The sequence below is a fragment of the Curvivirga sp. genome (genome assembly GCF_965219885.1).
Lineage (GTDB): Bacteria > Pseudomonadota > Alphaproteobacteria > UBA8366 > Aestuariispiraceae > Curvivirga.
The window spans coordinates 315,842-342,094 of record NZ_CBDCOT010000008.1 but is presented as its reverse complement, the minus strand read 5'-3'; the positions used below and the strand labels follow the sequence as shown (position 1 = coordinate 342,094).

Sequence of the window (26,253 nt, the reverse complement as noted above, 5' to 3'; positions counted from 1 at the left end):
TTTATGCAATGTCTTTAAGTGTCAGAATAACCGGTGTGTGATCTGACGCTTTTTCTTTAGCGCGTGGTGTTTTGTCAATTTCACATGCTTCTAAAATATCTGTCGCTTGTGGAGATAGAAGGAAGTGATCAATACGTAAGCCTTCATCTTTTTGATAGCGACCCTTTACATAATCCCAATAACTATATTGTTGTTCAGCATGTGGATGTAAACTGCGCCATGCTTCGGTTAGGCCCAGATTAATTAACGCGCGGAATTTTGCGCGACTTTCGGGTTTACATAGCGCATCATTTGCCCAACGCGGTGGGTCGTAAACATCACGATCATCTGGACAAATATTATAATCGCCACCTAAAGCTATCGGCATTTCCAAGGGTAATAAATTATCTTTGATGTGAGCGTAAAGGCGATCCATCCAGCGAAGCTTGAACGGGTATTTGACTGTATCAACCGGATTACCATTTGGAAGATAGATTGAAGCAACACGTATACCTTGGATAGTCGCTTCTATATAGCGTGCCTGATTTTCATCACCCTCTTGCCATTTGTCGCTGGTCCGGCCATCTTCACCAGGCAATCCTATCAGTATATCTTCTATAGGATGTTTGGAAAGAATGGCAACGCCGTTGTAGCTTTTTTGACCGTGGATAGCGCAATGGTAACCTTTAGCCTGAAAGTCAAATTCAGGAAAATCGTCGTTTATCGTTTTGATTTCTTGTAATAAAACTACATCTGGTTGAGCTTCATCTAGCCATTCCAGAATGTTAGCAATACGTGCTCTTACTGAGTTGACGTTAAAAGTTGCGATGCGCATGGAGAAAGCTCCCGAAATCAAAAGAGGTTTGAATTAGGATAATGGTTTAGGATTCGGTTTTTAACCAGAACAGATTTGTAATTAACAGATCTTAAACTGAAAATGATGTGCCGCATCCACAGCTTGCTGTTGCATTCGGGTTATTGATCTGGAAATAGGCCCCCATCAAGTCGTCAACAAAATCCACTTCGGAACCCGCTAAAAGATCCATAGATGTTTCATCGGTTACAACTGTCACCCCATTTTTTTCAAAAAGCATGTCTTGAGCTTTGGTATCTTTGTCAAAGTCAAATGCATATTGGAAACCAGAACAACCGCCACCAGACACTGTGATGCGTAACATAAGTTGATCATCACCTTCCATATCACGTAGTTTAGTGATGCGTTTTACTGCTGAATCTGAGATTGTCAGCACGCGGTCAACGTCACTTGTAGGTAATGCAAATGGATCTGCATCAGACATTTCAAAAACTCCATCAGTTTGTCGGCTGTTTTCAGCTCTTTTGACATCATCTCTATTATCTAGGAATTCCTAACTTAAAGTCAATTCCCTGATTAAGGATATTGCTTAATAGATAACAGAATTTCCTTAATGGCATCAAAAAGGAAAGATTTTAAGAAAAAGTCGCAACTTGAGCTTGCCATATATACGAACCTTCTTTACCCATCAATTTGTAGATTTTACTAGGATTCATAAGAGATAAAGAGATATCCATGAATTTTGAATTAGCGCCCTATGCGACGAAATGGCAAGAAACACGCGGGCGATTACACCCGGAAAATGAATCTTCAATGCGCAGCCCATTTCAGCGTGATAGAGATCGCATTGTACATTCGGCTGCTTTTCGTCGATTAATGCATAAGACACAAGTGTTTATATCACCAGAAGGCGATCACTTCAGGACTCGTTTGACGCATTCGTTGGAAGTTGCGCAAATTGCACGCGCTATCGCCAGAGCATTAAATGTGGATGAAGATTTAACCGAGGCGATTTCGTTAGCACATGATCTTGGGCATACACCATTTGGTCATTCTGGCGAAGATACTTTGCATGACTTGATGGAACCGTATGAAGGGTTTGATCATAACGATCAAGCATTGCGTGTGCTAATCCTGCTTGAAAGTAAATATATGGATTATAAAGGTTTGAATCTGACTTGGGAAACGCTGGAAGGCGTTGTGAAACACAATGGCCCGCTACTAGATGGTAATAAGACAGTCAATCAACTCCCAAAGACTCTTGCAAGTTACAATCAACGACATGATCTTGAACTTGATACGCATAGTGGGATTGAGGCACAGATTGCTGCGATCGCAGATGATGTGGCTTATAATCATCACGATATGGATGATGGTTTACGGGCAAGCTTGTTTAGTATTAAGGATGTTTGCGCAGAAGTTGATCATGTGCGTGAAGCCTTTAACAATGTGTATCGTGAATATCCTGATGCGCCAGATCATTTGGCGCGTGCGGAAGTTGTACGCTCTTTAATTGGTGAGATGGTTGAAGATGTTTTAGCTGAAACAAATCGACGACTTGAAGAAGATAAACCAAAAAATGCAAAAGAATTACGCCATTTGAGACGTCCAATGGTTGCCTTCTCCGACGAAATGCGTCAAAAGGAGCGCGCCCTAAAGACCTTTATGTTTAAGGCAATGTATCGTGCACCTTCTGTAAATCAGGAACGGGTGAGAGCATCCCAACAAATGACAGAGCTTTTTAATTACTATATGGAAAAGCCTGATTTGCTTCCTGAAGAATGGAAGGACCAGTGTTCTGGCTTATTAGCACAAGAAAACGCGCGAATTATTGCAGATTATATCGCTGGCATGACAGATCGCTTTGCGTTGAAATTGCACCAAAGGCTTTTTGAAGCGGCATAAATTTTATGGAAGAGGGGATTTCCCCTTAGATGACTAGGTAAGACGATGAATATCTTTAAAGAAATTCGCAATGAATTGGAAAACATTCTGGATCAATTGAAAGCGGATGGCGCTTTGCCAGCAGATGCAGCGACTGATCGCATTACAATTGAACCACCACGCGATGCAAGTCATGGTGATATGGCGACCAATGCAGCAATGTTATTGGCCAAGCCTGCAAAAATGAAACCACGCGATATTGCCGAGATGTTAGTTACTAAGTTGCAGGATTTACCTTTGGTTTCTTCTGCTGAGATTGCAGGGCCAGGTTTTATTAACCTGCGCTTGGATCATTCAATCTGGCAAAAAGTTGTTGCTGCTATCCTTGAAAAAGGATCTGACTTTGCCCGTTCTGATATGGGGAAAAGTGAAAAGGTAAACGTTGAATATGTTTCTGCAAACCCTACCGGACCTTTACATATTGGTCATGCACGGGGGGCTGTATTTGGTGATATTCTAGCGGAACTTCTTTTATTTGCCGGTTATGATGTGACTAAAGAATATTATGTGAATGATGCTGGTGCTCAAGTTGATGTGTTGGGCCGCTCTTCGTATCTGCGTTATAAAGAAGCGCATGGTGAAACTATTGAAATTCCTGAAGGGTTGTATCCTGGAGATTATCTAAAAGCTGTTGGTCAAGCTCTTAAAGATGAGCATGGTGAAGCATTGATGTCTATGGATGAATCAGAATGGTTGCCGATCTGTCGTTCAACTGCAGTTTCCATGATGATGGATGGCGTGAAGGAAGATTTAAAAGAGCTTGGTATTAACCAAGATGTCTTTACATCCGAGCGTGCTTTGGTGGATGCTAATCGTGTACAGGATGTCTATGATAGTTTAGATGCAAATGGCTATTTATACACAGGCGTGCTAGAGCCGCCAAAAGGCAAGAAACCTGATGACTGGGAGCCACGCCCACAAACATTGTTTAAAGCCACAGATCATGGAGATGATGTCGATCGTCCATTGAAGAAATCTGATGGCAGTTGGACTTATTTTGCAAATGATATCGCAAATCATCTAGATAAATATCAACGTGGTTTTACACAGCAGATTGATATTTTTGGCGCGGATCATGGTGGATATGTGAAACGTATGTTGGCGGCAACATCTGCGGTAACTGAAGGTAAAGCGGAATTAGATATCAAACTTTGTCAGCTGGTTAAATTGATGGACAAAGGTGAGCCGATCAAAATGTCCAAACGTGCAGGTACATTTGTAACTTTGCGTGATTTGGTAGATGAGGTTGGTAAGGACGTTGTACGTTTCTTCCTGCTTACTCGTAAGAATGATGCACCTTTAGATTTCGATTTATCAGCTGTGAAAGAGCAATCCCGTGATAATCCGGTTTGGTATGTACAATATGCGCATGCACGTTGTTGTTCTGTTTTCCGCCAAGCTGCAGAGGCCTTTAATGGCATTGATCTTTCGAAAGAAGCGCTATCCAAAGCTGATTTAACATTGTTAAATGATCCAGCAATTGAAGAAGTGGTGAAACTTCTAGCAAGTATGCCGCGTTTGATTGAAGCTGCTGCAGAAGCACATGAGCCGCATCGCGTTGCATTTTACATGATGGATGTGGCCGCAGCTTTCCATGGTTTATGGGCAAAAGGGAAAGAAAACACACATCTACGTTTTGTTGCGCCTGATAATAGAGAGCAAACAATGGCAAATTTAGCGCTTCTAGAAGCAGTACGTTCAACAATTGCCGCTGGTTTAGATATCTTCGGGGTGGAACCAGTTCGCGAACTACATTAACCTAATCGATATTGATTATTTATTTTGTAAGAGGGTAAGGCATGCCAGCAGACATGCGCGATCTTGAAGAAGAGTTTTCAGAACTTAAAGATCTGGGTAAAATGGATGACCTTGATAAAGAATTACGTGCGCGTGGTTTGGAAGCAGGGGAGCCAATTACACATACAAAAGAGACGTTGCGTATTCTTCCAATTTCTATTGCTGGTGTTGCGCTATTAGCTTTCGCAGGCATTGTTGGTTACGCTTATTCAACAGGTGTGTCTTCTACTAATGCGGGAGATGTACCTTTGCTGACACCTGAACATGCCGCAAAGGTATTGCCGGACGATCCAGGTGGTTTGAAAGTCCCTCATCAAGATAAGCTAGTTTATAATCAGATGGAACCTGAGGTGGATGATTCACAGGTGGAACGTTTGTTGCCACCACCCGAACAACCGATCAAGCCTCCTGCAGCGAAACCTATTGTTGAGGCGGTGGAAAGTGATACACCTCCTATCCCAAGTATTACTGCACCTATTAAACCCAAGGAAAAAAACAGCGAGCCGCTGTTGATTAATCCGGATGCGGAAGAAGAGGCGGTTACAAAAGCCACAGAGGTTCCTAAGGCTGTTGTTCAGACATCAAAAGTTGAGACACCGAAAAAGCCGGAAGTAACTGTTTCCGCACCTGAAACGAAGCCGGTGGCACCTAAGGTTGAGGAGGCTCCTAAACCTAAAGCCGAGCCTCTCCAAACTGCTGCGACTGCTGTCATTAATAAAGCAAAGGATTGGCGTATTCAGTTAGGCGCGATGTCGTCTCATCGTAAGGCACAAGAAGAATATGCACGTCAGCAAAAAAAGAATGGTGATTTACTTGGCAAACTGGCATTGGAAGTCCAACAAGTAAAAGTGAATGAAAAAGATTACTTTCGTTTGAGGCTAGGGCCGCTTGCATCTCAGAAAGATGCGAAAGGCTTATGTGGTGACCTTAAAAAACGTGGTACGGATTGCATTGCTGTGGCGCCTGGGAAGTGATTTCGATCTTTTAGTTTCCGTCGAATCAATTAATTTCGGTATGGCTACGATGTGATGTTGTAGCCATATTTGATTCAAGTTCAGGGAATAGAGAATGCGTAACGCTGCAATTTTTGGATGTGAAGGTTTAACTTTAACGACTGAAGAGATTTCTTTCTTTAAAGATATGCAACCATTCGGTTTTATCCTTTTTGCGCGAAACGTGGATACGCCTGAACAGGTCAAAGCGTTATGCGATTCTTTACGTGATATTGTGAAGGATCCGGATGCGCCAATTCTTATTGACCAAGAGGGAGGTCGCGTACGTCGCCTAAGACCGCCACATTGGGTTGATAGCTTTCCGATGGAGCCTTTTGGTAACCTTTATGAGAGAGATAAAGAGACTGCAATAGAGGCACTTAAATTGCAATGTGACTTGCAATCAAGTCAACTTCTGACTGCGGGTATCAATGTAACCTGTGCACCATGTTTAGATATAAGATTTAAGGATGCACATGATATTATTGGAGATCGATCCTTTTCTACCGATCCGGAAATCGTAGGTCTATTAGGTAAAATTGCATCTGATCAATTCATGAAAAACGGTGTATATTCAATCATTAAGCATATTCCTGGCCATGGAAGAGCCTATGCAGATAGTCACCTTGAATTGCCTGTTGTTGAAGCTTCAGCCCAATCTTTACGTGATATAGATTTCAAACCATTTATATCAGTTAAAGATGCACCTATGGCGATGACGGCGCATATCTTGTATCCCGTTTTTGATAAGGACAATTGTGCGACTATGTCATCCACTTTTATTGAAGACGTGATTCGCAAAGAAATAGGCTTTGATGGTTTAATTATGACGGATGATCTATCCATGAAGGCGCTAAGTGGTGATTTTACTGAAAAAACAAGGTTTTGTCTGGATGCTGGTTGCGATCTGATTCTTCACTGCAATGGGGATATGTCAGAAATGAAAGATATCTCTAAGTCATTGAACGTAATGGATAGTTTGTCCTGGTCTCGTTGGGAAAGCGCCAAATCGCGTCTCGGGGATGGATTTAAGCTGTTAACTCGTTACGAAGAGGAAACAGCTAGCGAGAAACTTAGAGAGTTATTGTTGTAGTTATCACTATATCTTGTAGATATGTATTTTTAACTAGCCATATTTTGATAAATATATTAAACTGCGTTTGCAGTTAACTGTATTTTATGGATTTTGGCGTGGTTTAGATAATAAGCCGTAATTAGGTAGAAGATGGATCTACAAGAAGACTTTAATTCTGAATTTGAGGAAGATGATGCGCCTGCTGGTCGTTCGCCTGCGGATTTACTTTTCCTTGCTTTGGATGGTTATGAAGGCCCGATTGATCTTTTGCTCAGCTTGGCGAGGGATCAAAAGGTTGATCTTGCGAAGATTTCTATTGTTGCTTTAGCTGATCAATATTTAGAGTTCATTTCACGCGTACGCCAGTTACGCCTAGAAATTGCCGCTGATTATTTAGTGATGGCCGCTTGGCTTGCTTATTTAAAATCGCGTCTCCTTTTACCTGAACAGCCATCGGATGAAGATGAAGAGAGTCCTGAAGATTTAGCTGCGCGTCTTGCATTTCAATTGCGTCGTTTAGAAGCTATGCAAAAAGCGTCGAAAGAATTGATGGCAATTCCGCAAATTGGCCAAGATTTCTATCGTCGCGGCGATCCCGAAGCGATTAAGGTGGAAAACACATCCACATTTGATCTTTCCCTTTATGACCTTCTAAAAGCCTATGGCAGTATTCGCGATAAAATGACGGCGAGCACGCTTCGTATTATGCCGACAGAACTGTATTCTATGGATGATGCGATTGAGCGTCTTCGGGATATGCTGGGTGGTAGGCGCGTACCGAATTGGTCCAGCCTTGAAACATTTTTGCCAGACGACTTGAAGGATACACTTGTCGTACGTTCAGCGACAGCTGCAACATTTGCCGCATCTCTTGAATTAGCGAGGGAAGGGTTGTTGGAAATTCGTCAAAACGGTATTTTTGCACCGATTTTCTTTCGATCAAATCCAGATGCGCCTGAGCCGGAAGTTGATGATATTGAAGAAGAAAATCTGGCACGAGTTGATTCGTTGTTAGCGGATTTGGAAGTGGACTAATCTTTGGATCGTTTTGAACAAATTCGCCTGCTAGAGGCATTACTTTTCGCTGCGCAAGAACCAATTCGCGAGAAACAACTTGCGGAACGTATGCCATCTGATGCGGATTTGAATGGATTGTTACAAGAGTTACAATCTATGTATGCCAATCGTGGTGTACAATTGCGTCGCATTGAGATTTCAAAAAATGAAAGCGCATGGGCATTTCGAACCGCGGATGATCTTTCCAGCTATATGAGCATCAATCGTGAAGTTGAGAAAAAGTTAAGTCGTGCAGCGATTGAGACATTATCTATTATTGCCTATCATCAGCCCGTTACCCGCGCAGAAATTGAAGATATTCGCGGCGTCGCCTTGTCCAAGGGGACAATGGATATTCTGCTTGAGGCCAATTGGATTAAGCCAAAAGGACGGCGTCAAACGCCCGGACGGCCAGTAACTTGGGGAACAACAGGTAATTTCCTGGATCACTTTGGTTTGGAAACGGTACGTGATTTACCTGGAATGGAAGAGTTACGCGCATCTGGATTGTTAGAATCACGACCGGGACTAGGCACAATTGCGATGCAACAAAGTGAAGCTGCTTTTGATGGTTCTGAGGACGAGGAAGAAGATTTTCAAGATCTTCAAGATGAACTCTTTGAACTTGAAGATGATTATGAAGCTGTTGAGTTAGAAGAAGATATCGCCATTGAAGATTAAATTTTAATCGTGACTTGTATCTGCAAATGCTTCGCAATATAAAATACCTATGACAAATCTAAATTCCGACAAGCTCGCGTTGAGTTTTAAAAACTTACGTCATTCTTATGGTAATGTGACTGCAGTACGTGATGTTTCTTTAACTATAGAAGCTGGCGAAGTTGTATGCCTTCTTGGACCAAGCGGATGTGGTAAAACAACTGCTTTACGTTTAGCAGCGGGCCTTGAACAACCCGTTGATGGTACCGTTTTTGTTGGTGGTAAGCTGGTTGCAGACGCACAAAATTGTAAACCGCCTGAAGAACGTAATGTAGGTTTGGTGTTTCAAGATTACGCCTTATTTCCACATTTAACTGTTGGGAAAAATGTTGCTTTTGGTATTGATAAGCTATCGAAACCTGAACAAGAACAAAGAGTCTCTGAGAGCCTAGAACAAGTTGGAATGGCAGATTATGTCAATTCTTATCCTCATATGTTGTCTGGCGGGCAACAACAACGCGTGGCTCTTGCACGTGCTATGGCCCGTAAACCTGAATTGATATTGTTGGATGAGCCATTTTCCGGTCTTGATGCGCGTTTGCGTGATCAGGTAAGGGATCGTACGTTACATGTTTTAAAAAATGCTGGCGCCGCAGCTTTGATGGTGACACATGATGCAGAAGAGGCCATGTATATGGCGGATCGTATTGCTGTTATGTATCAGGGTGAAATTGTTCAGATGGGCACACCATCAGAACTCTATAATCAACCTGTAAATTCGTTCGTTGCTGAATTCTTTGGCGATGTGAACCGCTTAATGTGTGATATCTACGATAATGAAGTTCATACTGCTCTAGGTAACTTTAAAGTAGATTTGCCAATGGAAACAGGCACCGCCGAAGTTATCATTAGACCTGAAGCGATCAATCTAATACCTGCTGATCCGGATAGTGTAGGGATTGGATATGCGAAAGTATTAGCGTCGAGATTATTAGGTCGTGCGAGTTTGATTCATTTATGTACTTGTACTACGACAGGTAACGATATCCATTTACATGCACGTGTGGCCGGGGAATACCTGCCAGAAGAAGGTAGCATTCAAAAGATGGAAATCAATCAAAGTCAGGTTTTCGTTTATCCAAAAACAGTGACCTAATTCTGCTATTTTGATCTATCTGAGATCGAGTCAGGTTAAATCCAACCTTGATTGAGTGCGTTCCTCTAAAAAAATTGAAATTTTTCCTCTTTTTACTATATCAGGCATTGCGAGGTCCGGTCGCTTCTGTAATGATCCCTGCAAGTAGGGAGAAAGAAGGTTTCGACCTTTTGTATTGTAAGAAATTAAGTTTAGATTTTTCGAATATCTCTTTTCGAAAATCCTTCTTGGAGGTTTTTAAATATGGGTGCGTTTAGTATTTGGCACTGGGTTATTGTTCTTGTTGTTGTACTTGTTCTTTTCGGCGGAAAAGGCAAAATTTCCGGTATTATGGGTGATTTCGGTAAAGGTTTGAAATCTTTCAAGAAGAACATCAAGGAAGAGACAGCTTCTTCTGATAGCGATGACGCAAAACAAATTTCTGAAAAAAGCGAAGCGGCTGATACAACAGAATCCAAAGATAAATCTGCACAAGGTTAACAGTTTGATTAAGGCCCAATTTATTGGGCCTTTGTCATTTGGATTTATATGATTCTGCGTTGAAGAAGATCTTGGAAAGCATTTATTATGTTTGATATCGGTTGGCCTGAAATGATGGTTATTGGGGTTTTAACAATTATTGTTGTGGGCCCGAAAGAATTACCACGTGTGATGCGAACAGTCATGGGATTGATTCGTAAAGTACGTATGATGGCTGGTGATTTTCAAAGTAGTATGGAAGACATTGCCCGTGAAGCTGATCTAGCAGATATCAAAAAACAGGTTGAGCAAGCACAAAGTGAAACTGTGTCTGCAAAAATGGAAAAGCTGATGGATCCAGATGGTAGCGTCAACAAAGCTATGAAAGATATGGAACAAGATGTGCGTAAAGCGCAGGCGGATACCGAAGAAGCGGCTAAAACAGAACCCTCAAAAGCTAAAACTTCATAGATAACTTGACACTGAATATTGCGAAAAAGAAAAAATTATGAGCGATACTTTAGGCGATAAAGCCCCATTGGTAGAACATTTAACTGAACTTAGAAAACGTCTGATGATTTCAGTTGTTTTTCTTCTGTTATCCTTCTTCGTGATGTTCCCTTTCTCAGGCTACATATTTAATTTTTTGTTGGAACCATTGAATCAGATTTGGGTACAGCAAGAAGGTCGTCGTGTCATTTATACTGCATTGCATGAAAAGTTCTTTGTAGATATCAAAATTGCCTTTTTTGCAGGCTTCTTTGTCTCTTTCCCAATTATTGCCGGGCAGGTGTGGATGTTTATGGCACCCGGCCTTTATAAGCATGAAAAAGCAGCCTTTTTACCGTTTTTGATCGCTACGCCGATCCTCTTCTTGATGGGATCAGCTTTTGTTTATTACGTTGTTTTGCCTGCCGCATGGGAATTTTTCGTTAGTTTTGAACAGCTTAGTAAGGCTGGAGAGTTGAATATTCAATTGGAACCTAAGGCAAACGAGTATCTTTCGCTGGTAATGCGTTTGATTTTTGCTTTTGGTTTTAGTTTTGAACTGCCAGTCGTGCTTACGTTGTTAGCACGTATCGGTTTAGCGACACCCGATGGCCTTCGCAAAAAACGTCGTTATGCTATTCTATTGGCATTTGTCGCTGCTGCGGTTTTGACACCACCTGATCCATTAAGCCAAATTGGTTTGGCCATTCCAATTATCATTTTATACGAGATTTCTATTTTATCTGCTGTGCTTGTATACAAGCAAAAGGCGGAGCGGGAAAAAGAACTTGGTCTTGATGATGATGACGATGATGAGGATTTACAGGAAAGCACTCCGGAAGAAACCGGGCCAGAATGGGAACAACCTGAAGAAATTCTGGATCGTGAAGCCCGTATAAAAGCCCATGATGAGGCTGAGGGGCCATAAAATAGAAGGCTTAGTTTCAAAAAACAGATAAGAGCGTAGCATTTTTGCTACGCTTTTTTTGTATGAGAGAGTGTGAGATTATTGGCAGATAAAATACCAAACAGAGTGTCTACACTGTATATGAACAATATTGTGCTGATGCGCCTTTGCATCACTTTCGGAAAAACGTGATTTATGTGGGGATTGAAGGTTGTCTCAAAGGCGGTGCTTGCCTATAACCAAGACGTTTCTAACATGGTTTGATTCGCTATAATCAGGCGAAAACCTTCTAATACATGTAAAGAATAAAGGAATTCTATCATGCATGACTTAAAATTTATTCGCGAGAACCCCGAAGCTTTTGACAAAGCAATGGCTGCACGCAGCCTCGAGGCGCAGTCGCAATCAATTTTAGACATGGATGAAACCCGTCGTTCGCATCAAACTTCAATGCAGGAAATGCAAGCACGCCGTAATTCCGCATCCAAGGAGATTGGTGATGCGATGAAAGCGGGTGACAAGGATAAAGCCGAAGCATTAAAAGCAGAAGTTACAGCCTTAAAAGATGATTTGGCGAAAGCTGAAGATGCAGAACGTGAAGCCGCTGCTAAGCTAAAGTCTGTTTTGGAAACTTTGCCAAATATGCCATTTGACGATGTGCCTCCTGGTGTGGATGAAGATGACAATGTGGAAGTGCGTCAATGGGGAACACCACGCGGCTTTGATTTTGAACCAAAACAGCATTTTGATCTTGGTGAAGATCTTGGCTATATGGATTTCGAGGGTGCCGCAAAACAATCTGGTGCGCGTTTTGTACATTTAAAAGGTCCTCTAGCGCGCCTAGAACGTGCTTTAGCAACCTTTATGCTTGATCTCCATGCCGATGAACATGGTCTTCAGGAAACAATCACGCCTGTTTTAGTACGTGAAGATGCACTTTATGGCACCGGTCAGTTGCCTAAATTCTCAGAGGATTTATTCCGAACTGAAGAAGGTTTCTATATGATCCCGACAGCCGAGGTCACTTTGACTAATACGGTGGCTGGCGAGATTTTGGCTGAAGATGATTTGCCAAAGCGTATGACTGCCTGGACACAATGTTTTCGTTCGGAAGCAGGCGCAGCAGGGCGTGATACGCGTGGCATGATTCGTCAACACCAATTCTCAAAAGTTGAGATGGTTTCAGTTGTTCATCCAGATAAGTCTGAAGAAGAATTGGAACGTATGACTGGATGTGCGGAAGAGGTTCTCAAACGTCTTAATTTACCATACCGTACAGTTATTCTTTGTGTTGGTGATATGGGCTTTGGCGCACGTAAAACTTACGATATTGAAGTTTGGTTGCCAGGGCAGGACAAATATCGCGAAATTTCCAGTTGTTCCAACTGTGGCGATTTCCAAGCACGTCGTATGGCGGCGCGTTTCCGTCCAAATGGTGAAAAGGGGACACAATTTGTTCACACATTGAATGGATCTGGTTTGGCTGTTGGTCGTACATTAATCGCAGTACTTGAAAATTATCAAAATGAAGATGGTTCAATTACTGTACCAGATGCACTTATCCCATATATGGGTGGATTAACGGTTATCAAGTAAGACGAATGACAGACTTTAGGGCAGAAAAGTCAAAACTCATTGAAGCATTGCGGGAAGGCGGTATCATTGACGAAACCGTACTTTCTGCGATTGCGGAAACACCTCGGGAATTGTTCATTCCTGAGACCTTTAAAAATCATGCTTATGAAAATTCCGCTTTGCCAATTGATCGTGGCCAAACAATCAGTCAACCACTAGTCGTTGCTAAGATGACGGAAGCCTTAGAAGTTCATAGCCGCCATAAGGTTCTGGAAATCGGGACAGGATCCGGTTATCAGGCGTATATCTTATCTAAACTTTGTCGTCGTTTGTTTACGATCGAACGACATAGGTTATTGATGCAACAGGCAGAAAAGAGATTTCAATCTCTTCGGGCGTATAACATTACTACGATGCGTGGAGATGGCGGGCGTGGATGGCCAGAACAAGCACCGTTTGAACGAATTATGGTAACGGCGGCGGCGGAAGATATTCCACCAGTCTTAATTGATCAGCTAACTGTAGGTGGGATTATGATTGTGCCAATCGGAGCCGTTGAAGATCATCAAGATTTATTGAAAGTCACTAAAACCGAATCAGGTATTGATGTGGAAGACATGGGACCTGTTCGTTTTGTACCTCTGGTCGGAGGGTTGCCTACTGGCGGCTAGTTCTAAATTTTAATTAACTTGTAGAAATAACAGGTTAGCGTAAAATATTGTTATGATGGTTGATCGCACATTTTTTCAGAAATGCCAGATTCGTGGTCTTATTCTGCTTGTAGGGTTGTTTTTAACAGCCTGTGCAGCTGATCCTGGACGCGATATTACTATCTATGGCGGTGATAGAGGAACCGGTAGTTCTGGTGGATCATCACAGGCACCACAATATGGCACCCATACAGTAACAAAAGGTGAGACACTCTATTCAATATCTCGCGCTTATGGGGTGGACATCCAGACAATCGTAAAGCGTAATAATTTACGTCCGCCTTATAAGCTATCAAATGGACAGAAATTAATTATTCCTGCAGGCGGATTTTACGTTGTTAAAAAAGGTGATTCCGTTTGGAAAATTGCCAAAAGCCAGAATGTCTCTGCTTCAAGTATTGTAAGGGCGAACAATTTAGCTGAACCCTATACAATTTATGTGGGACAACGTTTAGCTATTCCAAGAAGTGGTATACCTAAGCAGGCTGAAGTTAAGACAGATCAACCTAAATCGGCTGTGATTGTTCCTGAAACGCCTGCTGCTAAAGTTACACAAACATCCGGTGGGTGGCCTAGACCGACAGCCAAACCGTCCGAACCTCGCATTACAACACGTACTGCTAGCCATAATCAAATTTCCCAGCCGACACCAAGATCTAGCTCTAAGTTCTTAATGCCGGTTCGCGGCCGGGTGATATCAAGTTATGGACCGAAAGCGAAAGGTCTGTTTAATGATGGGATTAATATTGCTGCGCCTCGGGGAACTTCCGTAAAAGCTGCTGAAAACGGCGTTGTCGCCTATACAGGAAACCAGCAAGGAGGGTTCGGCAACCTTATTCTTGTGAAGCATGCTGATGGTTATATTAGTGCTTATGCCCATACTGGCGATATGCTGGTGAAACGTGGTGATAAAGTGCGTCGAGGTCAAGTCATCGCAAAAGTTGGAAGTACCGGTAGCGTTGACCGTCCTCAATTACATTTTCAAATTCGTAAAGGTCGTAAAACTTTAAATCCAATGAAGTTTTTAAGTTAGCGTTACCGTAAATGTTTACCTAAGGATCCTGCTAAATCCTGAACGAATTGCCATGCAACACGGCCTGAACGCGCACCGCGGGTGACTGTCCATTCAATGGCCTTGGGTTTCCACTCTTCTTCATTGACGCCTAAATTATATGCTTCAACATACCCACGGATCATTTCGAAATATGTATCTTGATTACAATTGTGGAAGCCTAACCATAATCCAAAGCGATCTGATAAAGAGACGTTTTCCTCAATAGCTTCGGAAGGATTGATTGCTGTTGAACGTTCATTTTCAATCATGTCACGTGCCATTAAATGACGTCGATTGGAGGTTGCATAAAAAATAACGTTATCTGGCCGACCTTCAATACCTCCCTCTAACACAGCCTTCAGGGATTTATAGGCATCGTCTTGGGCATCAAAAGAAAGGTCATCGCAGAATAGGATGCATTGTTTTTTGGATTTTTTAAGAATTGAAAGTAAGCTGGGCAGAGTAGGGATATCTTCACGATGGATTTCTACAAGTTTGAGGCTGCCCGGCATTTCTGTGTTGATGCGATCATGAACTGCCTTCACAATTGAACTTTTTCCAGTACCTTTGGCTCCCCATAGTAAGGCATTATTAGCAGGTAATCCATTTGCGAAACGTTTGGTATTTTCCAAAAGCTGTTCTTTTTGTGAGTGAATACCGCATAGAAGATCAAAATCTACTCGATTCACTCGCTCAACTGGTTCAAGCCCCATTGGGTCCGCATGCCAAACATATGCATCTGTCTCTTTTAGATCAGAAACTTTTACAGCTGTAGGGGCCAGACGATCCAAAGCCTCAGCGATGCGTGTTAAGGTCGGTAAAAGTTTTGATACACCCATGATTCTTTCCTTGATGGCGTTGTTTTATTGGCAGGCAAGTTAAAACGGGTAACATTCCAAGACAAGAGGTAGAGGTCGGATATAAGTCATTCCTTGCTGGAAAAAGCTGGGAAATTGACCTCATAAGGCAGAAAACGGCACTTTTACACAGATATTTCTGCTTGAAAGATTGCATAATCGTATCGGGGTTGTATAGTCCGGCGGTTCTGGTTTTTTTTGATGATTCAATCATTCAGGTTTTGGGATTGAAATTAACAGAAGATTTACCAGATTAAATAGCTATAAATAATATCTCTTTGGAGTAATGAGTATGATTTCTTCTGCATACGCACAGGCAGCGGGTGGTGCAGCTGGCGGCGACATGTTTGGCGCCTTTTTGCCATTGATTTTGATTTTTGTTGTTTTCTATTTCTTGTTGATTCGTCCTCAACAAAAGAAACAAAAAGCTCATCAACAAAAATTATCTGCAGTACGTCGTGGCGACAAAATTATCACAGGTGGTGGTTTTTACGGTACGGTAACAAAAATTATCAGTGATACCGAAATTCAAGTTGAGATTGCAGAAGGTGTAAAAGTGAAAGTTGCTTCTGCGACAATCATGGACGTTCTTTCTAAAACTGAGCCAGCAAATGATGCTGCACCAGCAGCCGAAGAGAAAAAGAGCGGCTTGGGCGGCTTGTTCGGTAAAAAGAAAGACTAATCTGTCTTCATTCTGAAACAGGGTAGATATAATATCTGCCCTGTTTTTCTTTCTGGTCAGCATTAAAGTATGATCTGATCATTGATTTGGCGAAAATAATACGGAAATATTCGCATGTTAAATTTCCCTCTTTGGAAAAAAGCACTGGTTGGTATTGTATGCCTATTAAGTGTGCTTTACGCAGTTCCAAACTTTATGCCTGCAGGCACATTTGCTGGTGTTCCAAGCTGGTTACCAGGCAAAACTGTAAACCTTGGCCTTGATCTTCAAGGTGGGGCGCATCTGTTATTCAAAGTAGAAACTGAACAGGTTTTGAAAGAACGCATGGAAAATGTTGTGGCAGAAATGCGCGTAACATTACGTCAGGAGCGTTTGCGTTATAGCGGATTGGGTGTAAGAAATAACAGTGCAATGGTAACATTGCGTGATGCAACACAATCAGATCGTTTTCGCGAATTGATCCGTGAGATTGACAATCGTTTATTGATTGATGAGGTTTCCGAAGGAAGTTTTGCTCTTAGCTTATCCGAGCAAGATTTGAAGGCTGAAGTTGATAATGCCGTTTCGCAGTCCATTGAAGTTATTCGCCGCCGTATTGATGAAGATGGTACCAAAGAACCGGTGATCCAACGCCAAGGTGAAGATCGTATTTTGGTTCAGGTGCCAGGCGCCGAAGATACAGAAGAAGTTAAACGAAAGGTTGGTAAGACAGCCAAGATGACCTTCCAAATGGTAGATGTGCGTAATTCTTTATCAGACGCCATTGCAGGCCGCGTTCCTCCAGGATCTGTTTTGTTACCTTCTATCGAAGAAGATGAGAACGGAAATCCTGTACAGATGTATTTGGTTGAAAAACGTGTCCGTGTAAGCGGTGAACATTTAACGAATGCGTCTCCGTCCTTTGATCAGGCTAATCGTCCAGCTGTGAGTTTTCAATTTGATGCTGTAGGTGGTCGTAAATTTGCGCAGGTTACTGCGGAAAATGTAGGTTTCCCATTCGCAATTGTTCTAGATGGGAAAGTGATCTCTGCTCCGGAAATTCAAAGCCCTATCCCAGGTGGTAGCGGTATTATTACAGGTAACTTTACTGTTACAGAAACCAATGAACTGTCATTGCTGTTACGTGCAGGGGCTTTGCCTGCGCCATTAACTATTCTTGAGGAACGTTCTGTCGGGCCTGGTCTTGGACAAGATTCTATTGATGCGGGAACTATTGCGTCAATCATTGGTTTGATTGGTGTGATTATCTATATGGCGGCAAGTTACGGGTTGTTTGGCTTATTGGCAAATGTGGCACTCGTGTTCAATATTTCTTTGATCATTGCGGCCTTGTCTACTTTGCAGGCAACGCTGACTTTACCGGGTATTGCGGGGATCGTATTGACCATTGGTATGGCAGTTGATGCCAATGTATTGATCTTTGAACGTATTCGCGAAGAGTTCAAATCTGGCCAGAAGATCGGTGCGGCTATTGAGGCGGGTTATAAACGTGCATTGACAACAATTGTTGATTCTAACCTAACAACATTGATAGCAGCGATTCTTCTATTCGCATTTGGTGCAGGCCCGATTAAAGGTTTCGCTGTAACATTAAGTATAGGTATCTTAACCTCAATGTTCACAGCGATTATGGTAACACGTTTCTTAGTTGTGACTTGGTACACAAAAAAGAAACCTAAGACATTGCCATTGTAATGAAAGGGAGAAAGAAAATGAGATTATTGAAACTTATCCCTGAAACACCGAGCTTTAATTTTGCTTCAAAGCGTATTGCTGCATTCGTGTTTTCTGCATTTTTGATTGTGGCTTCTATTGGTTCTTTTGCTGTTAATGGTTTAAATCTAGGTATTGATTTCTTAGGTGGTATCCTGATTGAGGCAGAGACAAATGGTCCTGCAGATGTAACCTCCATGCGTCGTCAGCTAGGTGGTCTTGGTTTGGGCGATGTATCAATCCAAGAGTTCGGTGATGACAATACGGTCTTGATTAAAGTTCAACGTCAAGAAGGTAATGCCGAAGCTCAACAAGCTGCTGTTACTTTGGTAAAAGAGACGTTGGCGACACAGGTAGCTGAATATCGCCGTACGGAACTTGTAGGACCAACTGTTGGGGCAGAGCTACAGGAAGCTGCCTTATGGGCCGTTTTATCGGCTGTTGGCGCAATTTTAATTTACATCTGGTTCCGGTTTGAATGGCAATTCGGTGTTGGTGCTGTGATAGCCTTAAGTCATGACGTAATTACCACGATTGGGTTATTCTCGTTACTTGGTTTGGAATTCAATCTTGCAACTGTTGCGGCGATTTTGACCATTGCAGGTTATTCGATTAACGATACCGTTGTTGTCTATGACCGTATCCGGGAGAATATGCGTAAATTCAAGGTGATGGATTTCATTGAATTATATAATCTGTCCATTAACCAAACTTTATCACGTACGGTGATGACATCTGTAACAACTCTCATAGCGTTGTTGGCACTGTTTGTCTTTGGTGGAGAAGTTATTCGTGGTTTCTCTATTGCACTGATTTGGGGTGTGATTATTGGTACTTATTCCTCTATCGCTTTGGCTGGACCTATATTAACCTATATGGAACCAAATCGCGGTACAGATGAAGAAGAATATCCCGGTTCAAAAAAAGATGATGCCAGTGCATAATCTGTTATAAACAAGGGGTCGCAATTATGCGGCCCTTTTAATATAAGAAACAAAAATTAAGATTGGATTGAAGATGGCAGTTGATGTAACGCCGCCACTAGAAGCAGGTGCTAAATTTATTGATTCTTATGGCCCTAATCGTTTCAAGATCACTGATGAAGTGTTCGAAGGTTCTGTCATTGTTTTTCCGGATAAAGTTGTGTCATGGGATGTAACTGATGTGGCTGAGCTAACTGTTGAGAGTTTCCAAGCTGTATTTGATGCTGATCCAACGGTTGAACTTTTGTTATTAGGCTGTGGTGAGAAAATGATGCTAATTCCTTCTAGCCTTCGTCAAGCTTTACGTGAAAAAGGAACTCCACCAGATTTTATGGATACAGGGGCTGCTTGTCGCACTTACAATATTCTTTTAGGCGAAGGACGTCGGGTTGCTGCCGCTTTAATTGCAATGCCTGCTGAATAGGAATTTCCATGTCTCTTGCTAAAGAAGATTTTGCTATTTGCCAAAAAATCACCCGACAGGGAGGTTCAAATTTGGCATTGGTTAGTCGTACTTTAGCGAAACCACTACAAATGCTTTTTGCACCAACATATGCATCGATGCGTCTGATTGATGATTTGGTAGATGAAGATTTTTTGACGTTACCGGTAGAAGATCGTGATATTCAACGGCAAGCTTATCTAGACAGAATTTCTGCTTGGGAAGAAACTTGTATCAAGGCCGCAAATGGCGAATTCTTTAAACCTGACTTTGCCTTTAAACTTCCTGAAGGTGAGGCGATTTCAATATTTCGTCTGTTAAGTCAAACGGCGGGACAAAGTAATTTGGGAGCTTTGCCTTGGCAGGCAATGGCATCTGCAATGTCCCGTGATGTTAATGAGATTCCTATTCAGGGTTGGAACGACTTTGAAGACTATAGTTGGGGGGCAACTGTTTCTCCAACAGCGGTTTATTTGTATATTCTTACGGCTGATTATCAATCCGGTAGATATACAGGTATAAATGGTCTGGATTTAATGGGCAAAGCAAAAGGTATGGGCCTGTTCTGTTATTTGGTTCATATCGCACGTGATCTGGTAAAAGATGCAGTTAAAGCTGACCAATTACTGACTTTGCCGCAGGAACTACTAAATGATCTTGGTGAAACATTTACACAAGAAGATATCCGGTATCTTATTTGTGAAATTTTAAAGCAAGCAGAGAGTTACATCGATGAAATTGATGTTTGTCGAGATGAGTTACAACCACATATGTCATTGCGAAACCTAGCCATCTTTAAATCTCTCCTTGGATTGTATATGACCATGTTTGAGAAGATGAAAGCCGATCCATTAGCGATGCTTGATGATGGATTTGAAGAAAAATTACGCCAACAAGATGATCTGTTAAATGCGTCCTAAAGAAGATCCTTAATGACTGAAAATAAATCTATTTCTGATTTATCTGCGATTGGTAATATTGTTCATGATAAGGACAAAGATCGCTTTATTACAACAATGATGCTTTCACCTGAATTTCGTGAAGATGTTTTGTGTCTTTATGCTTTTAATTATGAAATTGCGAAAACATCATCTGCGGTAAGTGAACCTATGCTCGGTCGTATTCGTCTGCAATGGTGGCGGGAGGCAATTGAGGAATGTTACGCAAATAAGCCGCGTCGTCATGAAATTACTAAACCTCTTGCAGATTTATTAGCGCGTGTAGAGCTTCCGAAGGATTTGTTTGACCAATTGATTGACGCTCGTGAAAAGGATTTGGAAGAAGAAGCTATACAAACGCTTTCAGAGTTAATGGAATATGCAAATGCAACAGGTGGTAATTGCCTAAAACTTGCTGTAACCGCTTTGGGAGTAAAAGCTGAAGATGTAATGCAAGTTGCAGGACAAATAGGGACTGCTTGGGCCCTTATAGGTTTGATGCGCGCACTGCCGTTTCATTTACGGGCTAAAAAGCAATGGTTACCCGAAGAATTAGTGAAACGTCACAAGATCGATGGCCGTCGTATGCGTGACTTGAATGAAAGTTTAGAACTTAATTTAGCTGTTAAAGAGATTTGTGGAATTGTAAGTAACCTCTTGCAAGAAGCACGCAACAATGAAGTTTCAATCCCCAAAAAAGTAAAACCTCTTTTACATCTTGCGACTTTGGCTGAAAGCTATGTATTTCAACTGAAAAAGGCTGAATACAATCCATATGATAGTTCGTTGGCACATCCGTCAGGTTTACGTATGTTTAAGCTTCTTTGGAAGAACTTGTTAGGTAGGTTTTAACGGCTGGATATACCAGGGATGCTGGAAAGCAGATTGCTGGCTTCAACGCCATCTAGGACGAATTGAACAGCGAGTGCGGCAAGTAATACACCTACAACACGGGATACTACTTGTAATCCGGTGACACCTAGTAATTTTTGAACTTGGGTTGCAACAAGCAACAAAACCAAGGTCATGATTAAAATACCAACCATCCCCAAAACAACCATAGAGCCTAGTTGATAATCCCCGTGTGTTTCAGCCATGAGAAGGATAACTGCACCAATAGATCCAGGGCCGGCGATCAAAGGCGTCGCTAATGGGAAGACTGAAATATCCTGTTTCTTTTCCGCTTCTTTATTTTCTTCTTTGGTGGTGGAATTTGCACCGGAATGACGTGCAAAAACCAAATCGATAGAAATTAAAAGAAGTAAAATACCACCCGCGATTTTTAATGCGGGTAAAGAAATACCAAATAGATTTAATGTCGCTTTACCAAAAACAGCGAAAAGCAAAAGGACACCCGTTGCAATCAACACACCCTTAATCGCCATGGACCGTCTTTCTTTACCCGTTGCATTGGCGGTTAAGGCCGCAAACAAAGCTGCAACGTCAAATGGACCAATAACGGCGAAGAATGTAGTAAAGGAAACAAGGGCTGTTTCAAACATAAGCTAACCTTAGAAAATCAATTTCATGAATGGTTTATGCGTTAATTTCGCTTTCTAACCATTTAGTCATATCTTCTTTTGCACGTGTACTCAAGGCCAGCTTGCGATCACGGCCTTTGATCTTGCGTTTGCCTTTTGGCACTTCTGGCGGTGGGAAGAGGCCGAAATTCACATTCATTGGCTGGAATGTTTCTTCTTCGGCATTCTCTGTTAGATGCGAAAGCAATGCACCTAGGGCTGTGGTTGCAGGCGGTGGCGTAAAGGTTTCACCATGACATTCGGCTGCAGCCATACGTCCTGTTATTAAGCCAATAGCAGAACTTTCGATATAGCCTTCCACACCTGTAATTTGACCTGCGAAACGAATACGCGGATCCGCTTTTAGGCGTAATTGATCATCCAATAGGCGAGGGCTATTGATAAATGTATTACGGTGAATACCGCCAAGGCGTGCGAATTCCGCTTTCTCAAGCCCCGGGATATTACGTAAAACTTCTACCTGTGCGCCATATTTCATTTTGGTTTGGAAACCAACAATATTCCATAATGTTCCCAGCTTGTTATCCATACGCAATTGAACAACGGCATATTGTTTTTCTTCCGCATGTGGATTGGTAAGGCCAACAGGTTTCATGGGACCAAAACGTAATGTTTCGCGACCACGTTCAGCCATAACTTCGATTGGCAAGCAGCCTTCAAAATAGGGCGTATCTTTTTCCCATTCTTTGAACTCTGTTTTCTCCGCATCAAGAATAGCATCAATGAAATTATTATATTGTTCTTCTGTCATCGGGCAGTTGATATAATCCGTGCCTGTTCCTTTATCGTAACGGGATTGGAACCAAGCTTTTGACATATCGATACTGTCTTTATGCACGATTGGGGCGATTGCATCGAAGAAAGACAGTTGAGCCTCATCAGTGATTTTAAGAATTTTCTCTGTCAGGGCAGGGGACGTTAAGGGGCCAGATGCAACAATGATACGGTCCCATTCATCAGGAATTTCCGTGATTTCTTCACGTTCAATTGTAACGAGAGGATGATCTTCTAACGTCTTGGTTACTTTGCCCGAAAACTCATGGCGATCGACAGCCAAAGCACCACCTGCAGGTACCGAGCATTCATCGCCAAATTTCATGATGATGGAATCTAATTGGCGCATCTCATGATGGATTAAACCTACTGCGTTATATTCATGATCGTCAGAACGGAAGGAGTTGGAACAGACCAATTCAGCCAAATCATGTGTTTGGTGAGCGAATGTGTCTCTGGTCGGGCGCATTTCATGCAACACAACAGGCACACCCTGACTAATCAACTGCCAAGTTGCTTCAGACCCTGCAAGGCCACCACCAATTACGTGAACAGGTTTTATATCACTCATAATCATAATCCTAACTCAAGAAATCTTGAGGCAGGTCATGACGCTTTCTGAGGTTGAAGTCAAGCCCCCGAAGCCAGTTCTTCAAGGGGTATTGGAACTATTCAGCAGCCTGTTTACTGAGATATGGCTGCAAATAGTGACCCGTATAACTTCCAGATACCGCGGCCACATCTTCAGGTGTGCCCATAGCAACAATTTCACCACCTTTATCGCCGCCGTCCGGTCCAATATCGATGATCCAATCAGCTGTCTTGATCACTTCAAGGTTATGCTCAATAACAACAACTGTATTACCAGTATCAACAAGGGTTTGTAGAACTTCTAATAACTTGCGAACATCCTCGAAATGTAGGCCAGTGGTTGGCTCATCAAGGATGTATAAAGTTTTACCGGTCGCACGACGGCTTAATTCCTTAGCAAGTTTCACCCGTTGTGCTTCACCACCAGATAGAGTGGTAGCTTGTTGACCGACTTTAATATAGCCAAGTCCAACTTGTTGAAGAGTGATCATCTTATCGCGGATGGATGGTACAGCCTTAAAGAATTCAGCAGCTTCGTCTACTGTCATATCCAAAACGTCAGAAATGGACTTGTCTTTATATTTAACTTCCAATGTTTCGCGATTATAGCGATGGCCTTTACATTGGTCACATTGGACATAAACATCGGGTAGGAAATGCATTTCGATCTTGATAACACCATCCCCTTGGCACGCCTCACAACGACCACCTTTTACATTGAAAGAAAAACGTCCTGCGGCATATCCGCGTGTTTTGGCTTCCGGTAATCCAGCAAACCATTCACGAATTGGTGTGAAGGCACCTGTATATGTCGCCGGGTTTGAGCGCGGTGTTCGACCAATAGGGGATTGGTCAATATCAATCACCTTATCCAGATGTTGAATACCTTTTAACTCATCATAAAGTCCCGGCTGTTCACGTGAACCCATTAGGTCACGACTTAGGGCTTTCCATAAGGTTTCGATGGTTAATGTTGACTTCCCACTGCCAGACACACCAGTGATACAAGTGAATGTGCCTAATGGTATTTCTGCAGTGACCTTTTTAAGGTTATTACTGCGCGCGCCAGATAGAACCAATTTTTTGTTATTCTTGGCTTTGCGACGTTTCGCAGGAATTGGAACTTGCATCATGCCAGTAATATATTGTCCTGTGACACTATCTGGACATTGGAAGACTTGATCAGGTGTACCCGCCGCAACAACGGTACCACCGTTCACACCTGCGCCTGGTCCCATATCAACCAGATAATCAGCCGCACGGATGGCATCTTCATCATGTTCTACGACGATCACTGTATTTCCAAGATCACGAAGACGTTTCAATGTGGCTAATAGGCGATCATTGTCACGCTGATGTAGGCCGATAGAGGGCTCATCCAATACATATAAGACGCCTGTTAATCCGGAACCGATTTGGCTTGCCAAACGAATACGCTGACTTTCGCCACCGGATAATGTACCAGAGTTGCGTGAGAGTGTAAGGTACTGTAATCCCACATTATTTAGGAATCCGAGACGTTCGTTGATCTCTTTCAAAATGCGATATGCGATTTCTTGATCTTTTTCGGATAGTTTTTCACCAACAGCATCAAACCATTTACCCGCTTCGGCAATCGACATTTCAGCAACATTGGCAATATGTTTATCGTCAATTTTGACTGCAAGAGCTTCTTCTTTCAGCCTGTAGCCTAGGCAATGGCCGCAAGCATGAACAGATTGGTATTTGGATAATTCATCACGTGACCAGTTACTATCTGTTTCACGGAAACGTCGTTCCATATTATTGATCACACCTTCAAATGGTTTCTTTGTTTTATAGGTGCGTGATCCATCATCATAGTAAAATTCAACTTCAGCCTTGCCTGTACCGTAAAGCACAGCATTTTGAACTTTCTTAGGTAACTTACTAAAGGCAGTGTTTGGTTTTTCGCCAAAATGTTTGGCAACTGCTTGTAGGGTTTGGCGATAGTAAGGTGAACTGGTCTTAGACCACGGCGCGATAGCTCCATTATCTAATGGCTTATCTTTATCAGGAATAACAAGTTCTTCATCAAACTCCATATGGGTGCCTAGACCGTCACATACAGGACAAGCGCCAAATGGGTTGTTGAAAGAAAAGAGACGAGGTTCAATTTCTTCAATTGTAAAGCCACTTTCAGGACATGCAAAATTCGCGGAAAAGACAGTTTGCTGTCCCGTAGTCGCATCTTCAGCAAAGAGAAGGCCTTCGGAGATATCCAGTGCAGTCTCTATGGAGTCTGCTAAACGTGTTGCTAGACCTTCACGCACCACAACACGATCAACAACCACATCAATGTTATGTTTAAGTTTTTTATCTAGTGCAGGCACATCTTCGATTAAATAAAACTCACCATCAACTTTGGCACGTTGGAAACCACGTTTCTGTAGATCTGCGAATTCTTTACGATATTCCCCTTTGCGACCTCGCACGATGGGAGCAAGAAGGTAAAGTTTTGTTCCTTCTTCCATATCCATAATACGGTCAACCATTTGGGTGACTGTTTGGCTTTGAATTGGAAGGCCTGTGGTCGGGGAATATGGAATCCCAATACGTGCCCATAACAAACGCATATAATCATAAATTTCTGTGACTGTGCCGACTGTCGAACGCGGATTTTTAGACGTCGTCTTTTGCTCAATAGAAATAGCAGGGCTTAAACCCTCAATAAGATCAACATCGGGTTTTTGCATCATTTCAAGGAATTGACGCGCATAAGCGGAGAGGGATTCAACATAACGGCGCTGCCCATCTGCATAAATCGTATCAAAGGCGAGAGAAGACTTACCTGAACCTGATAGACCTGTAATCACCACAAGCTGATCTCGTGGTAAATCCACACTTACATCTTTCAGGTTATGCTCACGTGCGCCACGTACGCTGATCACGTTTTTATTGGCAGCTACAGGAGTTTCATTATTCATGTCTTTAGCCTTAAACAAATCGGGTTTATGCTGAAATAAGAGATCAAATATCTAGGTTGATCTTATCAATAATCTTATACGGCAAAATATGTATATCTGGATGAATCACAACATGCGAAG

25 protein-coding genes are annotated in these 26,253 nt (G+C 42.3%); 19 read left to right on the top strand and 6 right to left on the bottom strand.

Annotated elements, in window-relative coordinates; all coding sequences use genetic code 11:
* Position 1: 1 nt before the first annotated feature.
* Both xth and erpA read right to left on the bottom strand, forming a co-directional pair.
* Positions 2–814 carry an exodeoxyribonuclease III gene (xth, locus tag ACOQOA_RS04205; protein ID WP_420547400.1) on the bottom strand — a complete coding sequence of 271 codons (813 nt, stop codon included), beginning with the start codon at positions 812–814 and terminating at the stop codon, positions 2–4.
* A 91-nt stretch (positions 815–905) separates the two neighbouring features.
* Entirely contained in the window at positions 906–1,277 is a 372-nt protein-coding gene (gene erpA, locus ACOQOA_RS04200; RefSeq protein ID WP_420547399.1) for an iron-sulfur cluster insertion protein ErpA, read from the bottom strand.
* Between the two features lie 251 nt (positions 1,278–1,528).
* Between erpA and ACOQOA_RS04195 the strand changes: the two genes are divergently transcribed.
* The 13 genes from ACOQOA_RS04195 (at position 1,529) to ACOQOA_RS04135 (ending at position 14,646) form a co-directional block, all read left to right on the top strand.
* Positions 1,529–2,698: a deoxyguanosinetriphosphate triphosphohydrolase gene (locus ACOQOA_RS04195; RefSeq protein ID WP_420547398.1), complete on the top strand. Its 1,170-nt coding sequence runs from the start codon at positions 1,529–1,531 to the stop codon at positions 2,696–2,698.
* A gap of 45 nt (positions 2,699–2,743) precedes the next feature.
* A complete protein-coding gene (argS, locus tag ACOQOA_RS04190; RefSeq protein WP_420547397.1) occupies positions 2,744–4,495 on the top strand; it encodes an arginine--tRNA ligase in 1,752 nt (583 codons plus the stop codon).
* 41 nt (positions 4,496–4,536) lie between these two features.
* Positions 4,537–5,508 (top strand): SPOR domain-containing protein, encoded by a 972-nt coding sequence (locus ACOQOA_RS04185; RefSeq protein ID WP_420547396.1) that lies wholly within the window; start codon positions 4,537–4,539, stop codon positions 5,506–5,508.
* Between the two features lie 94 nt (positions 5,509–5,602).
* Positions 5,603–6,619 (top strand): beta-N-acetylhexosaminidase, encoded by a 1,017-nt coding sequence (nagZ, locus tag ACOQOA_RS04180; RefSeq protein ID WP_420547395.1) that lies wholly within the window; start codon positions 5,603–5,605, stop codon positions 6,617–6,619.
* Positions 6,620–6,751: 132 nt separating this feature from the next.
* Entirely contained in the window at positions 6,752–7,636 is an 885-nt protein-coding gene (locus tag ACOQOA_RS04175; RefSeq protein ID WP_420547394.1) for a segregation and condensation protein A, read from the top strand.
* A gap of 3 nt (positions 7,637–7,639) precedes the next feature.
* Entirely contained in the window at positions 7,640–8,338 is a 699-nt protein-coding gene (scpB, locus tag ACOQOA_RS04170; RefSeq protein ID WP_420547393.1) for an SMC-Scp complex subunit ScpB, read from the top strand.
* Positions 8,339–8,387: 49 nt separating this feature from the next.
* Positions 8,388–9,473, top strand: a complete 1,086-nt coding sequence (locus ACOQOA_RS04165; RefSeq protein ID WP_420547392.1) for an ABC transporter ATP-binding protein — start codon at positions 8,388–8,390, stop codon at positions 9,471–9,473.
* Between the two features lie 243 nt (positions 9,474–9,716).
* Entirely contained in the window at positions 9,717–9,953 is a 237-nt protein-coding gene (locus ACOQOA_RS04160) for a twin-arginine translocase TatA/TatE family subunit (protein ID WP_155155855.1), read from the top strand.
* 87 nt (positions 9,954–10,040) lie between these two features.
* Positions 10,041–10,403 carry a Sec-independent protein translocase protein TatB gene (gene tatB, locus ACOQOA_RS04155; protein ID WP_420547391.1) on the top strand — a complete coding sequence of 121 codons (363 nt, stop codon included), beginning with the start codon at positions 10,041–10,043 and terminating at the stop codon, positions 10,401–10,403.
* A 37-nt stretch (positions 10,404–10,440) separates the two neighbouring features.
* Entirely contained in the window at positions 10,441–11,349 is a 909-nt protein-coding gene (gene tatC, locus ACOQOA_RS04150; RefSeq protein ID WP_420547390.1) for a twin-arginine translocase subunit TatC, read from the top strand.
* 300 nt (positions 11,350–11,649) lie between these two features.
* Entirely contained in the window at positions 11,650–12,924 is a 1,275-nt protein-coding gene (serS, locus tag ACOQOA_RS04145; protein WP_420547389.1) for a serine--tRNA ligase, read from the top strand.
* A 5-nt stretch (positions 12,925–12,929) separates the two neighbouring features.
* Positions 12,930–13,574 carry a protein-L-isoaspartate(D-aspartate) O-methyltransferase gene (locus ACOQOA_RS04140; RefSeq protein WP_420547388.1) on the top strand — a complete coding sequence of 215 codons (645 nt, stop codon included), beginning with the start codon at positions 12,930–12,932 and terminating at the stop codon, positions 13,572–13,574.
* Between the two features lie 52 nt (positions 13,575–13,626).
* The gene (locus ACOQOA_RS04135) at positions 13,627–14,646 is read left to right on the top strand and encodes a LysM peptidoglycan-binding domain-containing protein (protein WP_420547387.1); all 1,020 of its coding nucleotides are present in this window, start codon (positions 13,627–13,629) and stop codon (positions 14,644–14,646) included.
* A 2-nt stretch (positions 14,647–14,648) separates the two neighbouring features.
* On the opposite strand, the gene ACOQOA_RS04130 is transcribed toward ACOQOA_RS04135, so the two are convergent.
* Entirely contained in the window at positions 14,649–15,506 is an 858-nt protein-coding gene (locus tag ACOQOA_RS04130; protein WP_420547386.1) for an ATP-binding protein, read from the bottom strand.
* 304 nt (positions 15,507–15,810) lie between these two features.
* Here ACOQOA_RS04130 and yajC point away from each other — a divergent pair, with 304 nt between their 5' ends.
* The 6 genes from yajC to ACOQOA_RS04100 all read left to right on the top strand — a co-directional run bounded on the left by yajC (position 15,811) and on the right by ACOQOA_RS04100 (position 21,134).
* Complete coding sequence (yajC, locus tag ACOQOA_RS04125; protein WP_420547385.1) at positions 15,811–16,206, top strand: preprotein translocase subunit YajC; 396 nt, start codon at positions 15,811–15,813, stop codon at positions 16,204–16,206.
* Between the two features lie 114 nt (positions 16,207–16,320).
* A complete protein-coding gene (gene secD / locus ACOQOA_RS04120; RefSeq protein WP_420547384.1) occupies positions 16,321–17,901 on the top strand; it encodes a protein translocase subunit SecD in 1,581 nt (526 codons plus the stop codon).
* Positions 17,902–17,918: 17 nt separating this feature from the next.
* Positions 17,919–18,863, top strand: coding sequence for a protein translocase subunit SecF (gene secF, locus ACOQOA_RS04115; protein ID WP_420547383.1), 945 nt, complete (start codon positions 17,919–17,921; stop codon positions 18,861–18,863).
* 73 nt (positions 18,864–18,936) lie between these two features.
* Positions 18,937–19,326: an Mth938-like domain-containing protein gene (locus ACOQOA_RS04110; RefSeq protein WP_420547382.1), complete on the top strand. Its 390-nt coding sequence runs from the start codon at positions 18,937–18,939 to the stop codon at positions 19,324–19,326.
* An 8-nt stretch (positions 19,327–19,334) separates the two neighbouring features.
* Positions 19,335–20,264, top strand: coding sequence for a squalene/phytoene synthase family protein (locus ACOQOA_RS04105; protein WP_420547381.1), 930 nt, complete (start codon positions 19,335–19,337; stop codon positions 20,262–20,264).
* A 12-nt stretch (positions 20,265–20,276) separates the two neighbouring features.
* Complete coding sequence (locus ACOQOA_RS04100) at positions 20,277–21,134, top strand: phytoene/squalene synthase family protein (RefSeq protein WP_420547380.1); 858 nt, start codon at positions 20,277–20,279, stop codon at positions 21,132–21,134.
* On the opposite strand, the gene ACOQOA_RS04095 is transcribed toward ACOQOA_RS04100, so the two are convergent.
* The 3 genes from ACOQOA_RS04095 to uvrA all read right to left on the bottom strand — a co-directional run bounded on the left by ACOQOA_RS04095 (position 21,131) and on the right by uvrA (position 26,133).
* The gene (locus ACOQOA_RS04095) at positions 21,131–21,784 is read right to left on the bottom strand and encodes a MarC family protein (protein WP_420547379.1); all 654 of its coding nucleotides are present in this window, start codon (positions 21,782–21,784) and stop codon (positions 21,131–21,133) included. The genes ACOQOA_RS04100 and ACOQOA_RS04095 overlap by 4 nt on opposite strands.
* 34 nt (positions 21,785–21,818) lie before the next feature.
* Positions 21,819–23,168, bottom strand: a complete 1,350-nt coding sequence (trmFO, locus tag ACOQOA_RS04090; protein ID WP_420547378.1) for a methylenetetrahydrofolate--tRNA-(uracil(54)-C(5))-methyltransferase (FADH(2)-oxidizing) TrmFO — start codon at positions 23,166–23,168, stop codon at positions 21,819–21,821.
* 97 nt (positions 23,169–23,265) lie between these two features.
* Complete coding sequence (uvrA, locus tag ACOQOA_RS04085; protein WP_420547377.1) at positions 23,266–26,133, bottom strand: excinuclease ABC subunit UvrA; 2,868 nt, start codon at positions 26,131–26,133, stop codon at positions 23,266–23,268.
* Positions 26,134–26,253: the final 120 nt, after the last annotated feature.